Here is a 9,018-nt window from a genome sequence, read left to right as displayed (position 1 = left end):
TAAACCGCCCCTAGTTTGAACAAATTTTAATCCGCAAAGGTCAACAGACCCTAGAACCCGATTAGATTTTAGTTAACCAACCGTGTGTATCTTCACTTTTACCCCATTGAATATCGTTCAATGCTTGGCGTAAACGTGCTGTTGTTGGTCCTGGTTCACCATTACCCACTTTGTATTCTTTATCGTTATGGATAAACGTACCTACTGGGGTTAATACTGCTGCAGTGCCTGACAGTGCTGCTTCAGTACCTGGTTTTGCTGCACGCTCTAAAAGCTCAGTTACGGTAAAGTTACGCTCGCTTACCGTCATTCCTAAATCTTTCGCAATGGTTAAAATACTATTACGAGTAACACCATGTAAAAAGGTGCTATCGAGTGCTTTAGTAATTATTTCGTTGCCATCAATTAATATAAAGTTGGCCGCGCCGGTTTCTTGCACATCGCCACCTGGGCAAAATAAAATTTGATCCGCTTTGTATTTAGTGCGCGCTGCTGAAATTGGCCCTAATGCACTGGCGTAGTTACCACCACTTTTGATCATACCCATATGCGGGGCACAGCGCATGCCGTCTTCTTCTAATAAAACACGTAACGCGGTAGCGCCACCTGAAAAGTAGTCACCCACTGGCGATAATAAAGTGTAAAGCAGTGAACTCATTGAAGGCGCAGCCGCTTTGCCAATGGCAGCTTCAGTACCAATGTGCGTTGGGCGAATATACATAGAACCAGGAGGAAGCGGCGTTTCATCGGCGTATTCACGAACAATATCGATGATCATTGTTTTTAGCATCTCGCCATCAACCGCTGGTAAACTTAATAATTCAGAACTTTGCTGCATACGTGCAATGTTTGCATCCATTCTAAAAATATTTACCGAACCATCTTCATGGCGAAAGGCTTTTAAACCTTCAAAACATGTACTTGAATAATGAAGAACGTGTGCACCTGCATGCAACTCAAGCTTATCGCAAGGAACAATTGAGCTTTCGCCCCACTGATTGTCAGAAAACTTAGCTTGAATCATCTGCGGCATAAACACAGTACCAAATGCGGCCATTTTTATTCTCTCTTGTGTGGTCTATTTTTCTCCATTGTATGACAACCCGCTACTATTTAACCATAGCAAAACAGGGTGTTTTTAAATTAATTAGACGAATTTTTTGCATGTACTGATGATTATTTAATCAAAAAAGCACTTGCTAACTCTTTAATGCAATAATCAGCTAACAATTTAAGATTAGCCGATTATTTAATGCATACATTATAGTAGCGGCTATTTTATTAACCTCTATTTAAATGAATAACGAAATATACGTTTTAACACAGAGGTATATTGGTGAAAAAAACCGCCGGTGTTGTATGCAATGCCCTGCTTTTGAAAAGCAGCTTGCACTTGTGGTGCTATTTCTTGGTAGCGTGACGATGGCAAGTCTGGAAATAAATGGTGTTCAATTTGAAAACTTAAATGCCCCGTTAAAATATGAAACCAACGCGCCCCTTTAATGTTTGACGACCCAAGCGCTTGGCGATAATACCACTGACCTTGACTTTCGTTTTCACAATCTTGCTCGTAAAAGGTATGCGTTTGCTCGGTAAAATGGCCACAAAAAATAATGGTTGATGTCCATAAATTACGAATTAGGTTCGCTAATAAGTTACCGCTTAGCACCCATAAAAAAAGAGGCCCCGCTAAAAGTGGAAACAGCACATAGTCTTTAATTAATTGGCGCGCCCCTTTACTAAAAAAGCGTTTTTTTAACGTACTATGCGCTACAGCCCCTTTGCGGTTTGGCTTCTTTTTACCTATAAACACACGCTCACCCACCAGCTCATGGTACGACACGCCCCACTGAAATAGCACACTTAAATTTAAATAGGTAATAAACTGCCAAGTATTTTTTAAACGCCATTTAAAATCATTACTTAATCTTAATAAGCCATAACCAAAATCGCGGTCTTTGCCAATAATATTAGTGTAAGTATGGTGCTCAAAATTGTGTACTCGGTTCCAACTTTGGCCGTCGCAGGCTATATCCCACTCGTATGTTTTAGAGTTAAGCTGTTTGTCGTTCATCCAATCGTATTGACCATGCATTACATTGTGGCCAATTTCCATGTTGTCGAGAATTTTAGCCAAAGCCAGTAATAACACACCCGCCACCCAAAGTAAGGGCTGAATAAAACCAAGCATTAATAAAATGCGCCCACCTATTTCGCACAGTCGCTGCTTGCGGACAATAGAGCGTATATAATTAGCATCCTTTTGCCCTACTTTGGCAAGCGTCGACATTTTTATGCCATCTAAATCTTCGGCTAATTGTTGATAATTTATGGTTGTCATAGCTGTAACTCCAAATCACTGACCGCTTGGCTAACACACAGTTGAATTAACTGCTCGCCGTTATCTGATAACTCACCGGTTTTTAAATTGCGCACCACGCCCGTTTTTTTAATGCACTGGCATTGATGACAAATACCAATGCCACACCCTCGCTGCACAGGTAGTTTTTTTGCCTCAAACTGAGTTAACAACACCTCATTCGCTGCTACGTCGTGGTGATCATTATTAATTTTTACAGTAAATTGACTGTCATCATTTAAGCTTGGCAATGCAAGGCTAAAGGCTTCTTGGTAATAGGTTAAATGATGCTGGTTTGCAAAATGTGCAATTTTTTGCATAAACGCTGCTGGCCCACAGCAGTAAATATCAGGATTGTCATCGATGTTTATATGCGTAGTTAATTGCGGGCTCATATCGCGAGTGAGTAACAAGTAAGAAAAATGCGCATAACGCTCTGCTAATGTGGCAAGTTCTTCAACGCATTGATGCTCATTAGCTTTTGCAAAATACAGTAATTTGATGGTGTGCTGAGTATTTGCTAATTGCTGGCTAAGCATTGCCAGCATAGGTGTAATACCCGAGCCACCAGCAACAAAGGTGCTGGCTTTATGCCAGCTTTTAAATACAAAGTCGCCACTTGGCGCAGAAATATTACACCACGACGGCGCCTTTAATGTGCTTTGCAACTGAGCTGTAAAACGTCCTTGCTCATTGGTTTTAATTAAAACTCGCAGCAATCCGGTTGCTTTGTATTGCGCGGGGCTGCAAGCAAGCGTAAATACACGGGTAAGCAAACGCCCGTTGAGCTCAAGCGTTAAACTAATATGCTGGCCCGCAATGTGGGCACGCCACTGTTTATTGGGTTTAAGCGTTACACTTAAAAACTGACCACTCAACGCGTGTACATCAACAATTTGCGCACGAAAAAAGCCGGCTCGCCATGCAGGTTTAACGACCTGTATTAAAGGCTCTATGTAAGCGGCAAAGCTTTGATGGTGTAAAAACCATTTTGAAAATTGGTCTAATACCGAAGTTAGCATGGTTATTAATTCTCTACTTAAATCGACTACCCATCACTTTGTGTTAAGCGAATTCACGCAAACACATGTGCTGGGCTTTAAATATTTGAGCCTACACGTGTAAGCTCAACTTTCAGCGCACAAGTGTACGCTCGAATTTTTAAATTCCAACCCTAATAGAGTAATTATTCAATTTTTTTAAAGCGGTATTTAATTCCTATACCCGTAAAGTTAGTTAAACACCTGAGAGCTCATTAAGCTAAAAACCAACATTAAAGCGGTTAAATAGCGTGTAATTTCATACATCCCAAATACTTAACACTGTGATTAATAGCGTGCTAAGGTAGTTAAAATTTAGTTAATTTTGGAAGCCATTATGAACAAAGTAACAACGCGTAAAAAATTTTCTACACTCGCCACAGCCAGTTTTGCATTGGCACTTTCGGCGCTTACCAGCCTTAGTGCTCATGCAGTTGATTTTAAAGAACTGGATAAATTAGCGCTTAATGTAAAACCGGTCACTGTTGCCCAAGGGGTTTCTATTCCCTGGGCTATTGAGGCTCTACCAAACGGTGATTTATTAATAACCGAGCGCAATGGCACCTTATATTTATTGCGTAAAAATACCACCAGCTTAACTAAAATTTCTGGGCTACCTAAAATTGATGCCAACGGCCAAGGCGGCCTACTTGATTTAGAGCTGCATCCTGATTTTGCTAATAATCAATGGCTGTATATCACTTACTCAAGCAGTGAAGGTGACGGTGCTGGCAGTAACACCGCACTTATGCGCGTAAAATTAAGTAACGATCACAGCCAATTACGCGAGCCACAACAATTATACAAAGGCGAGCATAATTCTAAAAAAGGCCAGCACTACGGCAGCCGCATTGTGTTTGATAACCAAAATTATGTGTATTTTTCGATTGGCGATCGCGGCTCGCGAGATATTAACCCACAAGATTTAAGCCGCGATGGCGGTAAAATTTATCGTTTACACGACGATGGTAAAATTCCAACCGACAACCCATTTGTAAACCAAAAAGACGCAAAATCAGCGATTTGGTCTTACGGGCATCGTAACCCACAAGGCATGTGGTTCGATGGTGAAAATAATGTATTTTGGGCACACGAACACGGCCCCCGTGGCGGCGATGAGCTTAATATGATTAAGCCTAAAACTAACTACGGCTGGCCAGTGGTAAGCTATGGTATTAACTACAGTGGCACCTCGTTTACCGATTTAACCGAAAAATCAGGCATGCAAGCGCCCACATTACAATGGACACCCTCTATTGCTCCTTCAGACATGCTGCTCGTAAAAGGTGACAAGTATCCTGAGCTTAAAGGAAAATTTTTACTCGCTTCAATGAAATACGCGTTTATTAGCGTACTTGAAATAGCAGATGGCAATGTCGTTAAACAAAGTAAATTACTGGAAGGCATTGGTCGTATTCGCAGTCTAGCACAAAGTGATGATGGCACTATTTACTTAGGATTGGACGGCCAAGGCATTATGCGCCTTGATCCACAATAATCTTTTAATAAGCTAATTACAGTAACAGCAAACTTTTTGCGCCTTCACTGCGTATTGTTACTGTAATTAGCTAATAAACAACGAGGGTGTTGATGTTTTCATTTTTAAAGCCAGATCCAATCAAAAAATTACGTAAAGAATACGACGCAAAATTAGAACAAGGCATGCAAGCGCAAAGAAAAGGCGATATTAAAAGCTATGCGATGTTAACCGACGAGGCTGAAAAAATTTGGAATGAAATAGAAGCGCTCGAAGCCAAAAAGGCCCAGTAAACATTAAACCTAATAAGTTTAAGCCTATCCCCCGCATTAACAGTACGGGGTTTGTATTTCCCCGACTAAATAACTTCGATAAACATTTACCCAACTAAGTAAAATTAAATACACTTCTTATAAGTTCACTTTGCATTTCCCCCATCACGTTATTACAGCCCTATTGGTGCGACATTCAAAAGCCATTTTATTTCTCGCATAATCAGTTGTTTACATTAAAGTTAATTAGTGGAATTATTAACCAATAATTACTTTCCTCTGTTTGAGGGATATCCACTTTTAGGTCACGGGGTATTTATGGAATTTAAGCAAGCACAAAAAGACATGGATCTCGCCTATTTTGGTGGCGCAACAGGTGTTGTTATTTCTGGGTTAGTTTGGTGTTGTGCTGGTTTAATTGCAGTACTGTACTCAACTAAAGCGAGTATGCTTACCCTGTTTATTGGTGGTATGTTTATACACCCGCTGGCTATGTTGCTATCAAAAGTACTTAAGCGCCCTGGACAACATGACTCCACAAACCCATTAGGCAAACTTGCTTTAGAAAGTACCGTTATTTTATTTGTTGGTTTTTTCCTCGCCTTCTATGTTTCTAAGCTGCATCTGCAATGGTTTTATCCAATAATGCTGTTGGCAATAGGTGTGCGTTATTTAATTTTTAATACTTTATATGGTGTAAAAGTTTATTGGCTTTTAGGTGCTGTGCTTATGCTAGCGGGAGTAGTTTGTATATTATTAAATGCTAACTTCGTCATTGGTGCTTTTGTTGGCGGCATAACAGAAGTTATATTTTCTATTGTGATCTTCAATAAATCAAAAGAGTCAGCAGTAAAAGTCTCGTAACGAATTGTTATCTAAAAGGAAAGTTACAGATAAAGATACTCTTAGCTTAACACTATGCATCATTAACTTTAACGTCTCCATTATTTAAAAAATAGCAGTACACTGTCGGCACAAATTTAACTTAAATTTTTGCTAACAGTTCACTAATTCTCAGCCTATTTATATTCTACCTTGGCGGTTAAGCGATTAAATAAACTAGGGAAAAACCGTTTTATAAACGGTGCCCAACCACTTAACCCTTGGCCAACCACTACTTCGTCTTTTTTATTGTAAATTGCGGTGATCATTTTTGACGCGGCCACATTAACGTTCATACCATTTTCTATAGAGGGTTCAGGCTTATTTTGTGCCTCTCCCTGCTCGTTTAATGAGTTATGGGCAATAGCCGTTTTAATGGAGCCTGGGCAAATAGTTAAGCAATGTATGTTGTGCTGCGCGACTTCGGCGCGTAAGCAATCCATAAAGCCTACTACAGCGTATTTACTGCCTGAATATCCGGTTCTGAACTTAGATCCTACTTTGCCTGCCACACTACTAATAGCCACTACAGAGCCGCTTTTACGCGCTACCATTGAAGGTAATACCGCTTTAGTGAGTGCAATTAAGCCAAAGTAGTTTACTTCCATAAGTTGGCGATACACTTTAAAGTCGTTTTCTAAAAATAAGCTACGTTGTGATACACCGCCGTTATTTATTAAAATATCAATCGGGCCTAAACTGTCTATTTGTGCTGAAACATCCTGCAGTACAGTTTCGGGCTTTGATAAATCAAGGGGAATAACACGATGCCCCTCGCCTTTTAACTTGTCTTTTACTTGGTTGAGTTTATCGATATTTCGCGCTGATAAAATAACCTTTGCACCTTGCTCTGCAAATTGTTTTGCAAGTTCTTCACCAATACCTGATGATGCGCCGGTTATCCACACTGTTTTATTATTATAATCCATGGTTTACCTTATATTTATTAACTGATTATGCTTTAGTTGGGCCCGCTATTTCATTCACTTGCTGTTCTAAATTTTTATAAAAGCCCATCAAAAACAACAGCTCAACAGTGACATACAAAGGGCCAATAATTAAGCCAACTAAATCATCAACAAATGCGGGCTTTTTACCTTCAAAATAATGACCAATAAATTGTAATACCCAGCCAAATACAAACACCCCAACTCCAATTGCTAACCATGGCACCAAAGCCATAGCAGCAATTGGTTGTGCAGCTACCAGTAATAAAGTGAAAATAATTCCCATGATTAAACCAAGCGAAAAGCTCAACATAAAATAGTAAACCACAGAGGCTAATACAAAAATTTGCGCGCCATCAATGCTAAAATTAGCAATAGGGATTTCAATTCGGGCGAGTAAGCATAAAGCGGCAAACACAATGAGTGGAATACCAAAAAAATGAGTTAATACGTTACGCTTTGAACGATGATACAAGCCATACTGGCCAAGTTGTTGTTGTAGAGTTTTCATCGGTTGATCCCGTTGTTATTTTTATAAGCAAAATTCACCTTATAAAAAAGTGCGCACAATAACAACAAATACCGATGGTTATAAATTAAAAGGCTAACTAATGGCTCTGTAATTGGGTATTGATGTAAACTATTTGAAATAAATGTTTAACTGTTGGCCTTTGTAATTTAAGGAAATCATCATGTTATTAAAAGCCCTAGCCATAGGCTTATTACTTGCTTTAGGCGAGAAAATTAATGGCAACATTCGGGTGCGAGTTCTGCATCGATTATATGGGCAACGACGCGCTAAAACACTTAGTTTATTCTCAGGCATCGCCATTATTTTTGCTATAACTTGGTTAGCCCTGCCATGGGTTACCCCTACAAATTACCTAGATTGTTTTAAATTAGGCTTAGTGTGGCTAATGATAATGCTTAGTTTAGATATTTTTGTGGGTAGGTATTTATTTAAATATAAGTGGCAGAGAATTTTTGATGATTTTAATCTCTGTAAAGGCAACTTGCTTAGTGTAGGCATGTTGATACTTTTTATATGCCCAAGCTTGGTTTTTTGGTTGCAGATGAAAGTTATGGTTTAGATCACTGCTCTAAAAGCGCAACGCCTCTTCGCCCTCTTTGTGCATAATTCACTAAACCCTATTTGAACACAGAGAAGCGAATGAGGAGTAAATGAGCAGGAAAAGATAAATTTATTTCAGCCGCTTACTCTAAAATCGCAGCGTCTCTTCGCCCTCTTTGTAAATTGATCATAAAAAACAGTATGAGCTGAGAGAATTGAATGAGAAGCCATAAAAAATATGCTTTAGATCACTGCTCTAAAAGCGCAGCGTCTCTTTGCCCTATTTGTGCATAATTCTTAAAATCTATTTAAAATCAGAAGTAAATGAGCTTGCAACGTGTCGTTATCTAAGCTAACGCGGTTACAAGCTTGCCATTTTCATGCGTAGGTTGCATGACCATTCGATCAGTGCCTTTTTCGTATTCTTGCTCTAGCATTTTTTGTAACTCTGCAAGCTGCTCTTTAATGGTCTCTATATCAGCACCTTGCTCTTGAAGTTTTTCTGCCAATGCATCGATTGCTGCTTTTAACTCAGCAATTTTTTCTTTATCAACCCCTAATCGTTGATAAATAAGCGCCTCTTGCGCATTTTCTAAAAAGCTTTTTTCTTGTGGCTTAGTGCTTGCGATTTGTGTTTGTTCGCTATCGTTGGTTTTAGCTGTTGCCGCAGGGCCAGAAGTTGCCGCTACTTCGTCAGCTTTTGCCGGTTTATTTATTGTACTAACATAAGTACTATATTGATTTTTAAAGGTTATTGATGTCATCAGCTCAAATCCATTTTTGCGTTAAAATATCTATCTTTAACTATTTTCACTTAGATACTTGTATGTGAATAACTACAGCAACTTTAATACCAACTTATATTTTTTCGCTTCGCTTTCACTCTTTAGGGCCTGTTGACCTTTGCGGATTACAATTTGTTCAAACTAGGGGCGGTTTAATCGCGGCGCGAGGTTTGTAACCTAGTGG

General features: G+C 39.4%; 10 protein-coding genes. 4 read left to right on the top strand and 6 right to left on the bottom strand.

Features of this window, described 5'->3' with window-relative positions:
• Positions 1-61: 61 nt before the first annotated feature.
• The 3 genes from QMA00_RS17980 to QMA00_RS17970 form a co-directional block, all read right to left on the bottom strand.
• Positions 62-1,063: a branched-chain amino acid aminotransferase gene (locus tag QMA00_RS17980; protein WP_288369064.1), complete on the bottom strand. Its 1,002-nt coding sequence runs from the start codon at positions 1,061-1,063 to the stop codon at positions 62-64.
• 225 nt (positions 1,064-1,288) lie between these two features.
• Positions 1,289-2,341, bottom strand: coding sequence for an acyl-CoA desaturase (locus QMA00_RS17975; protein ID WP_076922281.1), 1,053 nt, complete (start codon positions 2,339-2,341; stop codon positions 1,289-1,291).
• Positions 2,338-3,381 carry an FAD-binding oxidoreductase gene (locus QMA00_RS17970; RefSeq protein WP_076922282.1) on the bottom strand — a complete coding sequence of 348 codons (1,044 nt, stop codon included), beginning with the start codon at positions 3,379-3,381 and terminating at the stop codon, positions 2,338-2,340. Before QMA00_RS17970 ends, QMA00_RS17975 begins: the two co-directional genes overlap by 4 nt.
• Before the next feature lie 355 nt (positions 3,382-3,736).
• Between QMA00_RS17970 and QMA00_RS17965 the strand changes: the two genes are divergently transcribed.
• The 3 genes from QMA00_RS17965 (at position 3,737) to QMA00_RS17955 (ending at position 6,012) form a co-directional block, all read left to right on the top strand.
• Positions 3,737-4,897: a PQQ-dependent sugar dehydrogenase gene (locus QMA00_RS17965; RefSeq protein WP_076922283.1), complete on the top strand. Its 1,161-nt coding sequence runs from the start codon at positions 3,737-3,739 to the stop codon at positions 4,895-4,897.
• A 92-nt stretch (positions 4,898-4,989) separates the two neighbouring features.
• A complete protein-coding gene (locus tag QMA00_RS17960) occupies positions 4,990-5,169 on the top strand; it encodes a DUF6435 family protein (RefSeq protein ID WP_024603117.1) in 180 nt (59 codons plus the stop codon).
• A gap of 297 nt (positions 5,170-5,466) precedes the next feature.
• Complete coding sequence (locus QMA00_RS17955; RefSeq protein WP_076922284.1) at positions 5,467-6,012, top strand: hypothetical protein; 546 nt, start codon at positions 5,467-5,469, stop codon at positions 6,010-6,012.
• A 155-nt stretch (positions 6,013-6,167) separates the two neighbouring features.
• Here QMA00_RS17955 and QMA00_RS17950 read toward each other — a convergent pair whose 3' ends face one another.
• Together QMA00_RS17950 and QMA00_RS17945 are read right to left on the bottom strand one after the other, a co-directional pair.
• Positions 6,168-6,959 carry an SDR family oxidoreductase gene (locus QMA00_RS17950; RefSeq protein ID WP_076922285.1) on the bottom strand — a complete coding sequence of 264 codons (792 nt, stop codon included), beginning with the start codon at positions 6,957-6,959 and terminating at the stop codon, positions 6,168-6,170.
• Between the two features lie 25 nt (positions 6,960-6,984).
• Positions 6,985-7,488, bottom strand: a complete 504-nt coding sequence (locus QMA00_RS17945; RefSeq protein ID WP_036982438.1) for an Mpo1-like protein — start codon at positions 7,486-7,488, stop codon at positions 6,985-6,987.
• Positions 7,489-7,669: 181 nt separating this feature from the next.
• Between QMA00_RS17945 and QMA00_RS17940 the strand changes: the two genes are divergently transcribed.
• Positions 7,670-8,068, top strand: coding sequence for a hypothetical protein (locus QMA00_RS17940; RefSeq protein WP_076922286.1), 399 nt, complete (start codon positions 7,670-7,672; stop codon positions 8,066-8,068).
• Positions 8,069-8,396: 328 nt separating this feature from the next.
• On the opposite strand, the gene QMA00_RS17935 is transcribed toward QMA00_RS17940, so the two are convergent.
• Positions 8,397-8,813, bottom strand: coding sequence for a hypothetical protein (locus tag QMA00_RS17935; RefSeq protein ID WP_076922287.1), 417 nt, complete (start codon positions 8,811-8,813; stop codon positions 8,397-8,399).
• Positions 8,814-9,018: the final 205 nt, after the last annotated feature.

It is taken from the genome of Pseudoalteromonas sp. APC 3694, from assembly GCF_030407565.1.
Lineage (GTDB): Bacteria > Pseudomonadota > Gammaproteobacteria > Enterobacterales > Alteromonadaceae > Pseudoalteromonas > Pseudoalteromonas tetraodonis.
The sequence above is the reverse complement of the archived record's forward strand: the minus strand, read 5'-3'. Positions and strand labels throughout refer to the sequence as shown.

Bases quoted from the DNA above. Each gene is read 5' to 3' on its own strand.
- QMA00_RS17960 (WP_024603117.1), top strand. From the start codon at position 4,990: ATGTTTTCATTTTTAAAGCCAGATCCAATCAAAAAATTACGTAAAGAA.
- QMA00_RS17945 (WP_036982438.1), bottom strand. From the start codon at position 7,488: ATGAAAACTCTACAACAACAACTTGGCCAGTATGGCTTGTATCATCGT.
- QMA00_RS17955 (WP_076922284.1), top strand. From the start codon at position 5,467: ATGGAATTTAAGCAAGCACAAAAAGACATGGATCTCGCCTATTTTGGT.
- QMA00_RS17950 (WP_076922285.1), bottom strand. From the start codon at position 6,959: ATGGATTATAATAATAAAACAGTGTGGATAACCGGCGCATCATCAGGT.
- QMA00_RS17965 (WP_076922283.1), top strand. From the start codon at position 3,737: ATGAACAAAGTAACAACGCGTAAAAAATTTTCTACACTCGCCACAGCC.
- QMA00_RS17940 (WP_076922286.1), top strand. From the start codon at position 7,670: ATGTTATTAAAAGCCCTAGCCATAGGCTTATTACTTGCTTTAGGCGAG.
- QMA00_RS17970 (WP_076922282.1), bottom strand. From the start codon at position 3,381: ATGCTAACTTCGGTATTAGACCAATTTTCAAAATGGTTTTTACACCAT.
- QMA00_RS17975 (WP_076922281.1), bottom strand. From the start codon at position 2,341: ATGACAACCATAAATTATCAACAATTAGCCGAAGATTTAGATGGCATA.
- QMA00_RS17935 (WP_076922287.1), bottom strand. From the start codon at position 8,813: ATGACATCAATAACCTTTAAAAATCAATATAGTACTTATGTTAGTACA.